The 14,888-nt window shown below is 69.5% G+C and carries 15 protein-coding genes, 1 tRNA gene and 1 pseudogene; 2 read left to right on the forward strand and 15 right to left on the reverse strand.

The window, feature by feature from the left end:
• Positions 1 to 2: 2 nt before the first annotated feature.
• The 6 genes and pseudogenes from thrB to ABT296_RS04460 form a co-directional block, all read right to left on the reverse strand.
• Positions 3 to 932: a homoserine kinase gene (thrB, locus tag ABT296_RS04435; protein ID WP_351923561.1), complete on the reverse strand. Its 930-nt coding sequence runs from the start codon at positions 930 to 932 to the stop codon at positions 3 to 5.
• Positions 933 to 1,155: 223 nt separating this feature from the next.
• The gene (thrC, locus tag ABT296_RS04440; RefSeq protein WP_351923091.1) at positions 1,156 to 2,214 is read right to left on the reverse strand and encodes a threonine synthase; all 1,059 of its coding nucleotides are present in this window, start codon (positions 2,212 to 2,214) and stop codon (positions 1,156 to 1,158) included.
• Between the two features lie 6 nt (positions 2,215 to 2,220).
• Positions 2,221 to 3,513, reverse strand: coding sequence for a homoserine dehydrogenase (locus tag ABT296_RS04445; protein WP_351923093.1), 1,293 nt, complete (start codon positions 3,511 to 3,513; stop codon positions 2,221 to 2,223).
• Positions 3,514 to 3,678: 165 nt separating this feature from the next.
• Positions 3,679 to 5,070 (reverse strand): diaminopimelate decarboxylase, encoded by a 1,392-nt coding sequence (lysA, locus tag ABT296_RS04450; RefSeq protein ID WP_351923095.1) that lies wholly within the window; start codon positions 5,068 to 5,070, stop codon positions 3,679 to 3,681.
• A gap of 16 nt (positions 5,071 to 5,086) precedes the next feature.
• Positions 5,087 to 6,145, reverse strand: a complete 1,059-nt coding sequence (gene nrtL / locus ABT296_RS04455) for an ArgS-related anticodon-binding protein NrtL (protein ID WP_351923097.1) — start codon at positions 6,143 to 6,145, stop codon at positions 5,087 to 5,089.
• A 123-nt stretch (positions 6,146 to 6,268) separates the two neighbouring features.
• Positions 6,269 to 6,794: pseudogene (locus tag ABT296_RS04460) on the reverse strand (response regulator).
• Positions 6,795 to 6,853: 59 nt separating this feature from the next.
• On the opposite strand from ABT296_RS04460, the gene ABT296_RS04465 reads away from it, so the two are divergent.
• A tRNA-Arg gene (locus ABT296_RS04465) sits at positions 6,854 to 6,925 on the forward strand.
• Between the two features lie 254 nt (positions 6,926 to 7,179).
• Here the strand turns inward: ABT296_RS04465 and ABT296_RS04470 are convergent.
• From ABT296_RS04470 to ABT296_RS04505, 8 genes are all read right to left on the reverse strand, one after another.
• The gene (locus ABT296_RS04470) at positions 7,180 to 8,565 is read right to left on the reverse strand and encodes a tyrosine-type recombinase/integrase (RefSeq protein ID WP_351923099.1); all 1,386 of its coding nucleotides are present in this window, start codon (positions 8,563 to 8,565) and stop codon (positions 7,180 to 7,182) included.
• Positions 8,562 to 8,774 carry a helix-turn-helix transcriptional regulator gene (locus ABT296_RS04475; RefSeq protein WP_351923101.1) on the reverse strand — a complete coding sequence of 71 codons (213 nt, stop codon included), beginning with the start codon at positions 8,772 to 8,774 and terminating at the stop codon, positions 8,562 to 8,564. Before ABT296_RS04475 ends, ABT296_RS04470 begins: the two co-directional genes overlap by 4 nt.
• Entirely contained in the window at positions 8,764 to 10,134 is a 1,371-nt protein-coding gene (locus ABT296_RS04480; RefSeq protein WP_351923103.1) for a replication initiator, read from the reverse strand. The genes ABT296_RS04475 and ABT296_RS04480 overlap by 11 nt, the downstream gene beginning before the upstream one ends.
• The gene (locus ABT296_RS04485; RefSeq protein WP_351923105.1) at positions 10,131 to 10,391 is read right to left on the reverse strand and encodes a hypothetical protein; all 261 of its coding nucleotides are present in this window, start codon (positions 10,389 to 10,391) and stop codon (positions 10,131 to 10,133) included. The genes ABT296_RS04480 and ABT296_RS04485 overlap by 4 nt, the downstream gene beginning before the upstream one ends.
• Positions 10,392 to 10,495: 104 nt before the next feature.
• Positions 10,496 to 10,786: a hypothetical protein gene (locus tag ABT296_RS04490; protein ID WP_351923107.1), complete on the reverse strand. Its 291-nt coding sequence runs from the start codon at positions 10,784 to 10,786 to the stop codon at positions 10,496 to 10,498.
• Between the two features lie 35 nt (positions 10,787 to 10,821).
• The gene (locus tag ABT296_RS04495; protein ID WP_351923109.1) at positions 10,822 to 11,016 is read right to left on the reverse strand and encodes a hypothetical protein; all 195 of its coding nucleotides are present in this window, start codon (positions 11,014 to 11,016) and stop codon (positions 10,822 to 10,824) included.
• Positions 11,017 to 11,028: 12 nt separating this feature from the next.
• On the reverse strand, positions 11,029 to 12,348 hold the full coding sequence (locus tag ABT296_RS04500; protein ID WP_351923111.1) for an FtsK/SpoIIIE domain-containing protein: 1,320 nt from the start codon (positions 12,346 to 12,348) through the stop codon (positions 11,029 to 11,031).
• On the reverse strand, positions 12,348 to 12,698 hold the full coding sequence (locus tag ABT296_RS04505) for an SCO3933 family regulatory protein (RefSeq protein ID WP_351923113.1): 351 nt from the start codon (positions 12,696 to 12,698) through the stop codon (positions 12,348 to 12,350). Before ABT296_RS04505 ends, ABT296_RS04500 begins: the two co-directional genes overlap by 1 nt.
• 205 nt (positions 12,699 to 12,903) lie before the next feature.
• Between ABT296_RS04505 and ABT296_RS04510 the strand changes: the two genes are divergently transcribed.
• On the forward strand, positions 12,904 to 13,644 hold the full coding sequence (locus ABT296_RS04510; protein WP_351923115.1) for a GntR family transcriptional regulator: 741 nt from the start codon (positions 12,904 to 12,906) through the stop codon (positions 13,642 to 13,644).
• A 291-nt stretch (positions 13,645 to 13,935) separates the two neighbouring features.
• Here the strand turns inward: ABT296_RS04510 and ABT296_RS04515 are convergent, their stop codons facing one another.
• Positions 13,936 to 14,871, reverse strand: coding sequence for a hypothetical protein (locus ABT296_RS04515; RefSeq protein WP_351923117.1), 936 nt, complete (start codon positions 14,869 to 14,871; stop codon positions 13,936 to 13,938).
• Positions 14,872 to 14,888 lie beyond the last annotated feature (17 nt).

Below are 14,888 nucleotides of genomic sequence, written 5' to 3' on the forward strand. Positions count from 1 at the left end.
GTTCAGAGGTCGCCGGAGGGTGCGAGCGGCAGCACGCTCGCACCCCGGGCGTCGAGTTCCAGCCGGTTGGCGGCCCAGCCCTCGCCCGCCAGATCGGCCACCTTGTCGGCGCTCGCGGCATCCGCCAGCGCCAGCACGGTGGGTCCCGCTCCGGAGATGACCGCCGGGATCCCGTCGGCCCGCAGCCGTTCCACCAGCGCCGCGCTCTCCGGCATGGCCGGCGCGCGGTACTCCTGGTGGAGACGGTCCTCGGTGGCGGGCAGCAGCAGCTCGGGGCGCCGGGTGAGGGCCTCGACGAGCAGGGCGGCACGGCCCGCGTTGGTGGCGGCGTCGACGTGCGGGACGGTGCGCGGGAGAAGGCCGCGCGCGGTCTCGGTGAGGACCGGCTTCCCGGGCACGAAAACCACCGGAACGATGGAATCGGCGGGGTCCATCCTGATCCCGCGGGCGGCGCCGGCCTCCATCCAGGAGAGCGTGAAACCGCCGAGCAGACAGGCCGCGACGTTGTCGGGGTGGCCCTCGATCTCGGTGGCGAGCTCCAGCAGGGCCGCGTCGTCGAGCCGGGACTCGCCCCCTATGGTCACGGCACGCGCGGCGACGATGCCCGCGCAGATGGCGGCGGAGGAGGAGCCGAGGCCGCGGCCGTGCGGGATGCGGTTGGCGCAGACGATCTCCAGCCCGCGCGGCTGTCCGCCCAGCAGGTCGAAGGCGGTGCGCAGGGAGCGGACGAGCAGATGACTCTCGTCGCGGGGAAGCGTTTCGCTGCCCTCACCCGCGATGTCGATGTGCAGCCCGGAGTCGGCCACCCGGACGACTACGTCGTCGTAGAGCCCCAGTGACAGGCCCAGGGCGTCGAAGCCCGGGCCGAGGTTGGCACTGGTGGCGGGGACGCGCACCCGTACTGCGGCGGCGCGGAAGGCGGGACCGGCCATCTCTCGATGACTCTCCTTGAGCTGCGTGATGGTCGAAGACATTCGATACGTGGTGGGAGACCCCCGGGCCGTGGAAACGGCGCGGCGCCCCGCCGGATGCTCGGGCATATGCGGCGGGCGGGTTCGGTACAGCGTATCCAAGGAAGGTTCAGTGGCGACATAGGGCGCACAGGAGGCGCACGATGCGTGTCGTAAGCCCCCCGTGCACCCCCGTGCCGTCCGCTCAGGCCAGGCCGAGCCGCTCGGCGGCCGTCGCCGCGTCGACGGGGACGGTGACCGGCTGCGGGGCGCCCGCGACGGCCCAGTCCGGGTCCTTGAGGCCGTTGCCGGTCACGGTGCACACGATCCGCTGGCCCGGGTCGACCAGGCCCTGCTCGGCGGCCTTCAGCAGACCGGCGACGGACGCGGCCGAGGCCGGCTCCACGAAGACGCCCTCCTGGGCGGCCAACAGCCGGTAGGCGCGCAGGATCTCACGGTCCGTCACCTCGTCGATGCGGCCGCCGGACTCGTCCCGGGCCGCGAGCGCGTACTGCCAGGAGGCGGGGTTGCCGATGCGGATCGCGGTGGCGATCGTCGAGGGGTCCTTGACGACCTCGCCGCGCACGATCGGCGCGGAGCCGGAGGCCTGGAACCCCCACATGCGCGGGGTCCGCTTCGAGACACCGTCGGCCGCGTACTCGGTGTAACCCTTCCAGTACGCGGTGATGTTGCCCGCGTTGCCGACCGGCAGGACGTGGATGTCGGGGGCGTCGCCGAGCATGTCCACGATCTCGAAGGCGGCCGTCTTCTGACCCTCGATACGTACCGGGTTGACCGAATTGACCAGCGCCACCGGGTAGTTGTCGCTCAGCGAACGGGCGAGGGCGAGGCAGTCGTCGAAGTTCCCGTCGACCTGGAGGATCTTCGCGCCGTGCACCAGGGCCTGGCCCATCTTGCCGAGCGCGATCTTGCCCTGCGGGACTAGAACGGCCGAAACCATTCCCGCGCGGACGGCGTACGCGGCGGCGGACGCCGAGGTGTTGCCGGTGGAGGCGCAGATGACGGCCTTCGCGCCCTCCTCCTTGGCCCGCGTGATGGCCATGGTCATGCCGCGGTCCTTGAAGGAGCCGGTGGGGTTGGCGCCCTCCACCTTCAGGTGGACCTCGCAGCCCGTGCGCTCGGAGAGCACCTGTGCGGGCACGAGCGGCGTACCGCCCTCGCGCAGCGTCACGACCGGCGTGGCCTCCGTGACCGGCAGCCGGTCCCGGTACTCCTCGATGATTCCGCGCCACTGGTGAGTCATTGCTGGTTACTCTCCTTCGACCCGCATGATGCTGGCGACACCACGCACGGTGTCGAGCTTGCGCAGCGCCTCGACGGTGCCGCCGAGGGCCGCGTCGGACGCACGGTGCGTCACTACGACGAGGGACGCCTCGCCGTCCTTGCCCTGCTGCCGGACGGTGTCGATGGAGACACCGTGCTCGGCGAAGACGGTCGCCACCTGGGCGAGCACACCCGGCTTGTCGGCGACGTCGAGGCTGATGTGGTAGCGCGTGACGACATCGCCCATGCCGGAGACGGGCAGGGCGGCGTAGGCGGACTCGCCGGGTCCGGTGGTGCCGCTGAGCCGGTTGCGGCAGACGGCGACGAGGTCGCCGAGGACGGCGGAGGCGGTCGGGGCGCCGCCCGCGCCGGGGCCGTAGAACATGAGCTGGCCGGAGGCGTCGGACTCGACGAACACGGCGTTGTAGGCGCCGCGCACGGAGGCGAGCGGGTGGCTCAGCGGGATCATCGCGGGGTGCACGCGCGCGGTGACGGAGGCGCCGTCGCCGGCCCGCTCGCAGATGGCGAGGAGCTTGATGGTGCAGCCCATGCCCTTGGCGGAGGCGAAGTCGGCCGCGGTCACCTCGGTCATGCCCTCGCGGTAGACGTCGTCGAGGCGGACCCGGGTGTGGAAGGCGATGCCGGCGAGGATCGCGGCCTTGGCGGCGGCGTCGAACCCCTCCACGTCGGCGGTGGGGTCGGCCTCGGCGTACCCGAGGGCGGTGGCCTCGTCGAGGGCCTCCTGGTAGCCCGCGCCGGTGGAGTCCATCTTGTCGAGGATGAAGTTGGTGGTGCCGTTGACGATGCCGAGCACCCGGTTGACCTTGTCCCCGGCGAGGGACTCGCGCAGCGGGCGGATCAGCGGGATGGCGCCTGCGACGGCGGCCTCGTAGTAGAGGTCCTTGCCGTTGGACTCCGCGACGGCGTGCAGGTTGGCGCCGTCCTGGGCGAGGAGGGCCTTGTTGGCGGAGACGACGGAGGCGCCGTGCTCGATGGCGGTGGTGATGAGCGAGCGGGCGGGCTCGATGCCGCCGATGACCTCGACGACCACGTCGATGTCGCCGCGTTTGACGAGCGCGGTGGCGTCGGTGGTGATCAGCTCCCGCGCGATGCCCTCGCGCACCTTGTCGGGCCGCCGTACCGCGACGCCGGCCAGCTCCACGGGGGCGCCGATGCGCGCGGCGAGGTCGTCGGCGTGCGTCGTCATGATGCGCGCCACCTCTGAGCCGACCACTCCACAGCCCAGCAGCGCCACCTTCAGCGGACGCGTACGCATCATCCGACCTCGTTTCCTTTACCTTCTGCGGTGGGACCAGTCTCACTCACCGGACCGGAGTTTCTGCCCCCGGTCCGGATCGTGAGATGTCTATTTCATTATGTTGGCAGGCCGGGACGGAAGATCTTCCGTCCGGCCCTCGTTACCCGGGCCGGGGCCGGCCCGGACTCAGCCGACGTCGAGACGCAGGAGGTCCTCCTCCGTCTCCCGGCGGACGATCACCCGGGCCTCGCCGTCGCGCACGGCCACGACGGGCGGCCGCGGTACGTGGTTGTAGTTGCTGGCCATCGACCGGCAGTAGGCGCCCGTCGCCGGTACGGCGATCAGGTCGCCCGGCGCCAGGTCCGAGGGCAGGAACGCGTCCCGCACCACGATGTCCCCGCTCTCGCAGTGCTTGCCGACGACGCGCGCGAGCATCGGCTCGGCGTCGGAGGTGCGGGAGACGAGGGAGACGCTGTACTCGGCGTCGTAGAGCGCGGTGCGGATGTTGTCGGACATGCCGCCGTCGACGGAGACATAGGTGCGCAGCCCGTCGAGGGGCTTGAGGGTGCCGACCTCGTAGAGCGTGAACGCGGTCGGGCCGACGATGGCGCGGCCGGGCTCGACCGAGATCCGCGGGGTGCGCAGCTTGGCGGACTCGCACTCACGGGTGACGATCTCGGTGAGCGCCTTGGCGATCTCGTGCGGCTCGCGGGGGTCGTCGTCGCTGGTGTACGCGATGCCGAGGCCGCCGCCGAGGTCGATCTCGGGCAGTTCGACGCCGTGCTCGTCCCGGATGTCCTTCAGCAGCCCGACGACCCGGTGGGCGGCGACCTCGAAGCCGCTCATGTCGAAGATCTGCGAGCCGATGTGGGAGTGGATGCCGATGAGTTCGAGCCCGTCGAGCTGGAGCGCCCGCCGCACCGCCTCCGCGGCCTGCCCCCCGGCGAGCGGGATGCCGAACTTCTGGTCCTCGTGCGCGGTGGCGATGAACTCGTGGGTGTGGGCCTCGACGCCGACGGTGATACGGATCTGCACGCGCTGGCGCCGGCCGAGCTCGCGGGCGATGTGCGCGACCCGGACGATCTCCTGGAAGGAGTCCAGGACGATCCGTCCGACCCCGGCGCGGACGGCCCGCTCGATCTCCTCGGGCGACTTGTTGTTGCCGTGGAAGGCGATGCGGTCGGCGGGCATCCCGGCCGACAGCGCGGTGGCCAGCTCGCCGCCGGAGCACACGTCGAGGTTGAGCCCCTCCTCGTGCAGCCAGCGCACGACGGCCCGGGACAGGAACGCCTTGCCCGCGTAGAAGACGTCGGCCTCCGTGCCGAAGGCGGAGCGCCAGGCGCGCGCCCGGGCCCGGAAGTCGGCCTCGTCGACGACGTAGGCGGGGGTGCCGAACTCCTCGGCGATCCGGTTCACGTCGATCCCGCCGACGGTGACCACACCGTCCTCGCCGCGGCCGACGGTCTGGGCCCACACCTTCGCGTCGAGGGCGTTGAGGTCGGCCGGCGGACCGGAGTAGTGCCCCTCGGGGAGGACGTCGGCGTGGCGGGGCCCGGCGGGGTGTGCGGAACGGCTCATGGCTGTGGTGGCTTCCTCAGATGTGTTCGGGTGCGTCGATGCCGAGCAGGGTCAGGCCACCGGCCAGCACCGCCCCGGCGGCTTCGGCGAGCGCGAGCCGGGCGCGGTGGGCGGCCGAGGGTTTCTCCGCACCGCGCGGCAGCACGGCGGGCAGCAGCGGGAGTACGGCATCGGCGACGTTGACGAGGTGCCGGGCGAGACGGTCGGGAGCGCGGTGCGCCGCGGCGGCGGCGAGGGTGCGGGGGTGGTCGCCGAGGGCGGCGACCAGGGCGTGCGCCCCTTCGGAGTCCGGCAGGGGCCCCGGCTGCGCCGAGAAGCCGAGGTCGGCGGCGTTGCGGGTGGCGGCGCGGGTGCGGGCGTGGGCGTAGCGCACCCGGAAGAGGGGGTTGGCCTCGCGCTGGGCGAGGTGCTCGTCGGTGATGCGGGGCCGGTCGTGGGCGGCCGGGTGGAGCAGCGCCCAGCGGGCGGCGTCACGTCCGAGCGGGCACGGATCGGCGGGCGCCGGCACGGGCCGCACGGTGACGTCGAGCGGCGCGGGCGCGCCGGGCCGCCCGTGCGCGTCGACGCGTGTGCCGAGCACCTCCGCCCAGGCGGGCTCCGGCGGCCCCTCGCAGCCGGCGCGCACCAGCGCGCCCTGCGACCGCAGCAGCCGGGCCACGGCGTCCATGACCACGACGGCCCGGACCTCCCGCGGACAGTGCAGCTGTACGACGTCCCCGCTGGGCCCGTCGGCGAAGCCGTGGCGCGGTCCGCGCCGCAGGATCTCCTCGACGAGGGCGCCGGACGCGGTGCCGTCGTCGAGGCTGAAGTTGAGGAACCCGGGCCCGGTGACGACGACGTCGGCGACTCCGTCGGCCTCGACCAGATGGAGCCGCAGGATCTCGGCGACCCGCCGCGGAGGCTGCCCGGCCGGCCCGGCCAGCCGGAGCGCGACATTGGTGGCGTAGTCCCCGCACCCCCCGGGGCCGGGCGCGGTGACCAGCACCCGCTCCGGCACGGCGACCCGCAGCTCCCCCTCGTCGACAGCACGACGCACCGCGCGCAGCACGGTGCGGGAGAGCTCGACGGGGGTCACGGGACCAGCGTATGGGAGGAGGGGGGTGGGTATGCGAGCGGGTTTGGGCGATGGTCCGACATATGGACGGTGAAACGAGACACCCCGTGCGGAGGCGAGGCGGACACTCACCCCGACGCCGGTTCAGCCACCGCCCCGCCCGGCGTCCCCGGCCCCCGCCCAGGCCCCGCTCTCCCGACACCGCCCCCGCTCCATCAGTTCCTGTACGAGGCTGACGAGTTCGGCGGGTTCGAAGGGCTTGGCGAGGAAGGCGTCGACGCCGACGTCGAGCCCGCTGTCGACCTCGTCCTGCGTACAGGCGCTGACTATCGCGAGGGGCAGGTCCCGGGTCCGGGGATCGGCACGGAGCCGGGCCGCGGTGCGCAGCCCGTCCAGCCGGGGCATGACGACATCGAGGGTGACGACATCCGGACGCACCTGATGAACGACATCCAGACACTCGGCACCATCGGCCGCGGTCACGACCTCGAGGCCCTCCAGCTCGAGATTGACCCTGATCAACTGCCGGATGACCTTGTTGTCGTCCACAACAAGCACACGGCCCGAAGCGCCTGGCACAACTCCGAGAGTAGGTCCGGACCGGCCACCGCGTCCGGGTTTTGCCCACTTCCACCCCGTGCGGGCGACCCACCCCCCAAAACACGTTCATGAACACCCCGACCAAGCTGGTAGGGTTCTACCCGTCGCCGCCGATCAAGCGCCCGACACGCCCCCGTAGCTCAGGGGATAGAGCAACGGCCTCCGGAGCCGTGTGCGCAGGTTCGAATCCTGCCGGGGGCACCTTGTAGTAGGTGCCCAAAGACCCCGCCATCAGCGAGTTCGCTGAGGACGGGGTCTTCGCGTATGTGCAGGCGGATGCCGCCGGAAGCAGCCGTTTGCCACCAACCACGCTGTAATAGCGTGTTGATCTTGGACGCTTCCGCAGCAGGTCAGCGGGGATTCTGCCCGCTCTCAACGTAGCTCTGTGGACTATTCGTGGACGGACGGAAGCCCCGGATCTCTCCGGGGCTTCCGTCCGTTGGTCTCGCTCGACTTCAGCTCGCGGTGTCGTCCTCTCCGAGCCCTTGCATGATCCGGTCGTTCATCTCCTGCTCCTGGCCGTCGATGCACTTGGCGTAGATCTTCAGGAGGACGTCCACCGAGTGGCCGGCACGAGCGGCGACCTCAGGGGCAGGCACTCCCGAGTTGAGCCACTGGGAGACACCTGCGTGCCGAAGGTCGTACGGCCGGAAGGCGAGGACCGAGGACACCTGATGCGGCGTAAGCGCCAGCTCCCGAGCCTGCTTCCACACCCGCGAGTACGACGAGGCCGCGACGACATTGCCCCGCTCGCTGGCGAACAGCCGTCCATCCTCCGCCGTGCCGAACTCGTCCAGGTGGTCGAGGAGCAGCCGCACGAGCGGGGGTGGAATCGGCACGGTGCGCACCTCGCCCTGGGCCCGCTGCTTCAGCCCTCGTCGATCGTGCGCCTCACCGGAGTCGGTCCACGCCTTGCCTGCTGTCGGACGCGTCTCTGCCAACTCGATGCGCCCCCAGCCCGTCGCCGGAAGCGTGCAGTCGGAGCGGCGAAGGCCGAGTGCCTCCCCCGGCCGCATGGCTGCGTAGTAGAGGCACCCGAAGAAGGCCCGTAGGCGCCGACCGCTTGCCCGCTCATACCCGCCCACGTAGCTGAGCGCGGTGAGCAGCTCCCGAGCCTGCCGGGGGTTGACCGCCACTCGGCGATCGACTTCCTGCACGGCCCGCTTGCCTCGCTTGCGCCGGACACGGCTCAGCGGGTTCGAGGTGAGGTACTCCAGCTCCACTGCGAATTCCAGTGCGTTGAAGACGACTGCCCGCCGACGCCGGTAGGTCTGAGTGGCCGCGGGCTTGCCGTCCAGCCTCCGGCTCAGCCCGTCGATCAGCTCATGCACACGGGTGATCTCTACCAACTCCCCCACCGGAAGCGATGCCTTTTCGATCCACCGCACGGCAGAGGTGATCTCCTCCGGCCGCTCCCGTTCCCTTCGCGGCACGGGCAGGACGTACGAGCGCAGCGCCCGCCGCAGCACCTCGGGAGCGGGCCGCCCCCGCCCCGGCTTGACCAGGACGGGAACGACAGTCGCCAGCGCGTCGGTCATGCTGTCCCGCTGCTTCGCGGATGCCTCCACCCAGCGGGCATCGACGTACTTGAGCGCCAGGTCGAGGAAGGACAGCGCCGCCTTGCCGCCACGCAGGGAGTCAGGCAGTCCGGTGACGGTGTCGAACGGCTCGCCCTTGTCGAGCGCCCGTACGAGCTTCGCGCGGAAGCGGTCGGCCAGCGCCTTGGTCTTGTGCGACTCGCTGAAGGGCTGTCCGTCGACCACCCAGCGCACCAGGTAAGTCGGCTTCTTGGTGGTCTTGTTGACCGACAGCTTCCACACGGAAGCCTTGTAGGACTTCATGATGCCGCCCCCTCCGCCCGCTCCTCCAACCAGTCGTTGAGCACGTCACGCCGGACCCGCAGCTCACCGTTCGGCAGCCGGATGCAGGCCGGCGCCAGGCGGAGCTCCCTCCAGCGGTAGAACGTCCGCCGGGATATACCGCCCAGTTCGTCGAGCACCTGTCGCACGGTGAGCAGCTCGGTCACCTTCGCACGCGTGTCACGCACCATGAGAAGCACCGCCCTCCCGCACCGAGGCAGCGAGGAGCGCCGCATCCGGCGAGTAGCCACGCCCCGCGTAGCGCCACCGGCCGACCGTGACCGTCGGATGGTCGGCCAGCCCGAGAGAGGCTCTTTGCTGCTCCGCCCGGTGTTCCGTGCGCGCCTGGCGGAGAGCGGTCAGCGTGGTCGAGTAGCGCCGGGACTTAGTGGAGAAGTGACCGCCGTAGCCGAGCATGTGTGCCCAGCGGCGCAGACCGAGTGAATCGAACTCCGGTAAGCCCCCGAGCCACCAGCACGTCGCGATCATGCGCAAGACGTGCGCCCGCACGGGCAGCATGACCATTTCTCGCGCGTGATGGATACGGCCATCCACCGCGCCAGCGGACTCCGCTCCCTTGGTGGCGTACTTGGCGATGTAGCCCGCCACGGCAGCCGGGTAAGTAGGCCGCTCCCCTGCATCCCGCCGGTACGAGGTGACGGGACGCACGTCGACCTGAGCGCCGAAGCGCAGCGCCCGCGGACCGATGACGCCTGCGCCGGGGCCGATCAGCCCCACCCGTCCGACCACTGCCCGGACGGAGTCGGCCAGGAGTGGAGCCGTTGCCCAGTAGGGCGGAACCGTGTCGGGGCCGTCACCGCCGTCGAGGCGGATCACGGCGTGGAAATGGACCAGGCCCCGCCGCTGGTACTCCGCCACCTTCGCGTACGAGAGTCGGGCGACCTCCCCGAACTCGGTACGGCTCAGCCCGGCCCGCCGGGCAACCTCCCGCCGCAGCTCCAGCCCGAACCGATGCCAGAGCCGACCGGCGAACGCGTGCCACAGGACGGCCCCTGCATAGTCGTAGCAGCGCGGGCAGAGAGGTTCACCGAGACGCAGATCGACCAGCGAATGCCGCTCCCGGCAGCCAGCCGGAACACCGTGCGGACAGTGGCCGTCTCCCCGACGAGGCCGACAAGGCAAGACACGCCCCTCCCGCTCGCGACGGGAGTGGACCGGCCCGAACCCGGGGGCGGTGAGCGTGGCGAACACCCGCGGGTGACCACTCACCGCCCCCGGAACGCTCTTGCCGCCGACGAGCCCGGCCCGGACGAGTTGGTACGTGTCCGCCCGGTACACCGCCGAGCAGGCCGGGCAGACCGTCGCACGCCGGTTGCCGCACGAGGCCAGCAGCCGACCACCGTAGACGTCCGACCCGTACGAGAGCAGAGCCGCGCCTGTGGTCTTGTCGTAGACGGTTGCTGCACCGACAAGGTGAATCGGGTTGGTGCAGCCGCCGAGGCGGACGATGTTCCGGCGCCAGGCCACGAAATCCGGCTCCGATGCTCTTGCCACGAGAGCGGTAACGCTCTGCGGAAGGGCGGTAGTCATCGCAGACCACCTCCGCCGCCGAACGCCTGCCCCATCACGGCCGAGATGCCTTCCAGCCGGGTCTTGGCACTGAAGCGAATTGTCGGGTCCGTGAGCCAGACAGCGGCCGCGTGCGCGGGGCACAGCCACTGCTCGGTTCCGTCGAGTTCGACGAGGACGATCTGTTCGTGGCCGGCGCAGGCCGAGACCTGCGCGCCACGCTGCCTGAAGTCGCATTCGAGCGACGGGGATTTGCGCGATTGATGCGCGGTGGACAAAGTGTGAGTGCTCCTTTCACTGCTCATGTGGCGGATGGAGTGGGTTCCTGACGGGGTCGGGTTTGGCGACTTCGCGCCCCGTCGGGAGCCCGTCGTACGGGCGATCACTGCCGTTCCTTGGGAGGGGGCGCGATGACGCCGTACGAGATCGGTCCGAAGTCGAGCCAAGCGCTGAAGTAGCCGTCGCCGATGTCTGCCGCCGACACCCCGAGCGAAGCTGCGACGCACTCGAAGCCCTCGCGTCGAGCCGTGGAGTCGGAGGCATCGACGAGGACGGCGACGGACGCGTGACGCGGCACGACGACGGCCGGATTGGCGGTCAGGAAGTCGGCCAGCTCCCGCAGACCAGCCAGGAAAGCCGCACGATCACCGGAACGAATGGCGTAGTTGGACACAGCAAGTCCCCTTATCGGGCGTTTGGTTGACCAGGTCAGAAGCGGAACTGGCCGAGGAAGCCGTTCACGCCGTCGAGGAGGCCCTGAACCACGGGCGCGGCGACGGTCTGGGCGAGCAGGAAGCCGAAGGTTCCGCAGAGCAGCGCGTCGGCCAACCGGAGGTACCGGATGCGCAGGAGGAACCAGATCAGCAGGCCGAGCAGCAGCACGGCCGACATGGAAACCAGCACGGCAGGCCCCTTTCACGGCGCTTCGACATGGAGTTCGGGCAGAACGGGAGTCAGGTGCGCGTACTCCGCGGCGACCGCTTCCGCCTCCGCTTCCGTGACCAGGTGGGACCGGGCGCGTTCCCACCCGTCGCCGGAGGCGAGGACAGCCGTACCGGCCTGTTCCGGGGTGATGGCCTGCGCTGCTTTCAGCGCGTCGGGGTTGAGATCACCGAGCGCCATTTCGGCCGTCCCCGGGTCGGCGACGCGATGGCACACTCGGCCGCCCAGCTGAGCCCGTAGAGCCGTGACCCCGGGCCCGAGGTCGGAGCCGACGCGCTGGCCGGCGACAACGAGGAAGACTCCGAGCGCCGCGCCGAGTTGAGCAAGCCGGATCAGCGCCGTACCGGCGGCGTGCGCTTCGTCCTTCTCATTACGGCTCGCCACGAGGAACAGCTCCGCGATCTCGTCGACGATCACGACGACAGGTACCGGGCGTTCCTTGTCGGACAGGCCCCAGATGTTCCGGACGCGGGCGGCCCGGCAGAGGGTCATGCGGTCGAGGGTCAGATCTACAAGCGCGGCCAGCAGCCGGACGGCTTGCTCCCTGTTCGTCGCCAGGGCGGACAATCGCGGCTCGTAGAGGGACAGCTCCATGCCGCCCTTGCAATCGATCCCCACCAGGGCGACGGGTTGCGGGGCGAGGCCCGCCACGAGTGCGTTGATCAGGGTCGACTTGCCGGAGCGGGTGGCCCCGACGATCAGCCAGTGCGGGATGCGCCGCAGGTCGATCACCCACGCGGCCCCGGTCTCCAGGGCGCCGACGGCCACACGGAGCAGGTGACCAGGCCCCCGCTGCTTCGGCACGCGAGGATCGGCCAAGGGATCGGCGGCAGAAGCAACGATCCGAACGACCCCCGGCTTCCAGGACGTCACCCGCACCGCGTGCACCTGCCAGGTCTCTGCCATGGCGGCCGCAGCCTTGACGAAGTGCTCCGGAACCTGGCCCGGCAGCAGCCGCACTAGCAGCACGAAACCGCCTGCGGTCGGGCGTATCAGGCCCCGCCGAGGCACCCGCGGCTGGGGCGGAGGTGCCCCCTTGCCGACGAGCCCGGACACGACCGTCAGTGCCGGCCGACGGCTCACGGCGAGCCCGCACCCGGCCATCAAGGGGCGCCAGGTCTGCACGACCTGGAAGGCCACGGCCGGGAAGCCGCATAACGACCACCAGGCGACGGGATAGCGGCGGCGCAGGGTCGGGCCCGCCAGAAGCAGACCCGACACCAGCACTGCGGCCACCACCAGAATCCAGCTCGGCCAACTTGCGTCGGCAGAACCGGCGGAGGCCAGCTTCATCACTGTCCGGCCCCCTTACCCGCCGAGGTGGCGGGAGCGCTCAGGGGCCGGATCTCCGCCGCACGGAACGCGATCCCGTGTCGCCCTTCGTTCTCCCAGGGCGTGGCGACCAGGTCCCGTACGGCCACCGGCATACCGAGCTGCACCCCGGCCGGCTCACCGGCCACGCTCACGTTCACGACGTCGGCCGACGCGCCCGCCATCAGGCAGAGCCCGACCTGATACACGGTCTTGCCGGTCTCGCGGTCAACACGGAGCTGACCGGTCTCACGGTTCGCGACACGCGGAGCCGGGGGTACGGCACAGATGATCCCCGTGTACTTCGCGGTGTCGATCGGAAGGCTTGCCACTCTTTTGGATCTCCTTCGTCCTCAGCACCCTCAGGCCCATCCTGCGGGTTGCTAGACCACCCGTAGTACGGGTGACGGACTCAAGAGTGACCACCCGTAGTACGGGTTGTCAACTGACCTAGCGATAGGCGAAGCTGTTCACCAACGTGCACAAGCTGTCTACGAGGACGAACAGCCGCTCAAGCCCCGGCCACGGAGGGCCCGCATGCCGCCGAAGAACACGCAGCCGAAGTACCGGCAGATCGCCGAGTACCTGCGCGAAGGCATCCTGGACGGCACCTTCCCTGCCGGCCAACCGCTTCCGTCCGAGGAGTCGTTGGCGAAACAGTTCGGCGTGACGCGCCCCACAGTCCGCCAGGGCCTGAGCGAGCTACGGGCCTCCGGTCTAGTCGAAGCCATCATGGGCCGAGGCACCTTCGCCCGCTCTCCCCACAACCGCCCGAGCCACACGCGACCCCGCGGCGTGCGCCGTACGTCCGAAGGCCGCTACGTCGAGGCAGACGGCATCCGTTGGACAGACGCGGAGCCACCAGTAGCCACCCGCACCGACGCGCCTCTAGCCCTGGCGGACCTTCTTCGCATCCCGCCGGGCGAACCGATGTACACCTACGACGCGTTGCAGACCGCGGACCACGGCCGCCTCCGCCAACTCCACCGCACGTACATCCCGTTCTCGGTACTCATCGACACCAAGTACGAGGACGAGGCCCCACCGCCGGCGCCGGAGCTCTACACAGCACTGGCCGACCTGGGCCACGAACTCCACTTCACGGAGTACGTCCGCACCCGCATGCCACTCCCGGACCAAGCCCAAGCACTCCGCCTCGCCGATGGGGTCCCCATGCTCCACATCATCCGCGCGACCCTCACCGAGCCCGGCAAGCCACTGGCCCTAGAGGAGTTCCACCTCCCGGGCGACGAACTGGAGCTTTCGTTCCGGCTGTGACACAGCCCGGTTGGCTCAGACTTTCTCTACGTCATCAAGGCGGCTCGCTCCGCTCCCCGCGCGCGGCACGGGTGCCGGCCGGGCCTGCGCTCCTGTCTCCGCCCCGCTCCAGCCCGGCCGGCACCCGTGCCGCGCTCGCAGCGATCGGCCGCTTGATGCCAGAGAAGGTGTACGTCGTGGCTGGGGCGGTCGGCTCCACGGCTTTACGGGGCCATGATCACTCGCGCCAAAGCAGCGCCACCCCAAAGCCGCTCCGCCGACCGCTCTCCCTCGCGTCCGAAGTGTCACTTCTCAGCTGTCCCATGCGCCGGTTTGCACCCAGCCCCGAAGAAGTCGAAACATTCGCTCGTCGGCCAGCCAGGAATTCTCTACACATGACATAAGGACTACCTCCATCACCTCAGAGTGCTGAAGTGGGCGTCTAGCGTCAGAGCTAAAAACATTCGGGCACTCCACCTTAAGATACCTCACGATCATTAGACTCACATCATGACCATTGATAAAATTGCGAAACTCCGCGTCAACTGCATCTTGGAACTGGACATATTTGCCGTACAGGCCCTCGGGAGTGCTCCCCTTGCGCTCGTTCGCTGGAATTCCGTGCAACGCAATACGAAATACTTCCACAACCCTTTCCTCTGACTGATCATCCAGATCCCACCTATTTAGGGTCTTTGCAGGGACTGTGGCGCCAGTTTCGCTTTGCCTCAAGCAAAGGCGGATCAGGAATAGCGATATCAGTGCGGGCTTGATGGCGAGTATTAGGCTTGGCGCAGAAATGTAGTCAGGGGCGCCTAGGGTCACTCTCAGCAGCTTACTTAGCGCCCCATCATTAAGCGCATAAGCTTCCATTGACGAGTAGTCGGTATAGACGAGTCCGTGAATTTCCGCTTTGACGTCTGCATCGAGACTCGCAAAATCTTTATCCGCCACCAAAGCAGCGGATGAATGCCCCGGCAGTTTTTCAGACAACTGTTGAGCAAGCCACAGGATCCGCCCCCTCTCCCCTGTCAAGAGTCCAGCCGCCAGCAAGTCTCCGTCGGGGATATGGACGCGATCGGAAACCGCGTAGACGTTGCACAATGACGCATCGCCCTCAGTGAATAGGTGCGACTTAAGGAAGTTGCGGTCCGATCTTCCTTCGACGAAGACATCCCGAACTTCTGGCTCAAGCTCATAGAGAGTGACAAGCTCGTCTACTGTTCTTCGAGCAGTCCCGTCACGCATGGCTTCCCCCTCCTCGC

It is taken from the genome of Streptomyces sp. NPDC000983, from assembly GCF_040299205.1.
In the GTDB taxonomy this organism is placed as follows: domain Bacteria; phylum Actinomycetota; class Actinomycetes; order Streptomycetales; family Streptomycetaceae; genus Streptomyces.

Bases quoted from the DNA above. Each gene is read 5' to 3' on its own strand.
- thrB (WP_351923561.1), bottom strand. From the start codon at position 932: ATGGCCGGTCCCGCCTTCCGCGCCGCCGCAGTACGGGTGCGCGTCCCC.
- ABT296_RS04515 (WP_351923117.1), bottom strand. From the start codon at position 14,871: ATGCGTGACGGGACTGCTCGAAGAACAGTAGACGAGCTTGTCACTCTC.
- ABT296_RS04470 (WP_351923099.1), bottom strand. From the start codon at position 8,565: ATGAAGTCCTACAAGGCTTCCGTGTGGAAGCTGTCGGTCAACAAGACC.
- thrC (WP_351923091.1), bottom strand. From the start codon at position 2,214: ATGACTCACCAGTGGCGCGGAATCATCGAGGAGTACCGGGACCGGCTG.
- ABT296_RS04445 (WP_351923093.1), bottom strand. From the start codon at position 3,513: ATGATGCGTACGCGTCCGCTGAAGGTGGCGCTGCTGGGCTGTGGAGTG.
- ABT296_RS04510 (WP_351923115.1), top strand. From the start codon at position 12,904: ATGCCGCCGAAGAACACGCAGCCGAAGTACCGGCAGATCGCCGAGTAC.
- ABT296_RS04475 (WP_351923101.1), bottom strand. From the start codon at position 8,774: ATGGTGCGTGACACGCGTGCGAAGGTGACCGAGCTGCTCACCGTGCGA.
- ABT296_RS04500 (WP_351923111.1), bottom strand. From the start codon at position 12,348: ATGAAGCTGGCCTCCGCCGGTTCTGCCGACGCAAGTTGGCCGAGCTGG.
- ABT296_RS04480 (WP_351923103.1), bottom strand. From the start codon at position 10,134: ATGACTACCGCCCTTCCGCAGAGCGTTACCGCTCTCGTGGCAAGAGCA.
- lysA (WP_351923095.1), bottom strand. From the start codon at position 5,070: ATGAGCCGTTCCGCACACCCCGCCGGGCCCCGCCACGCCGACGTCCTC.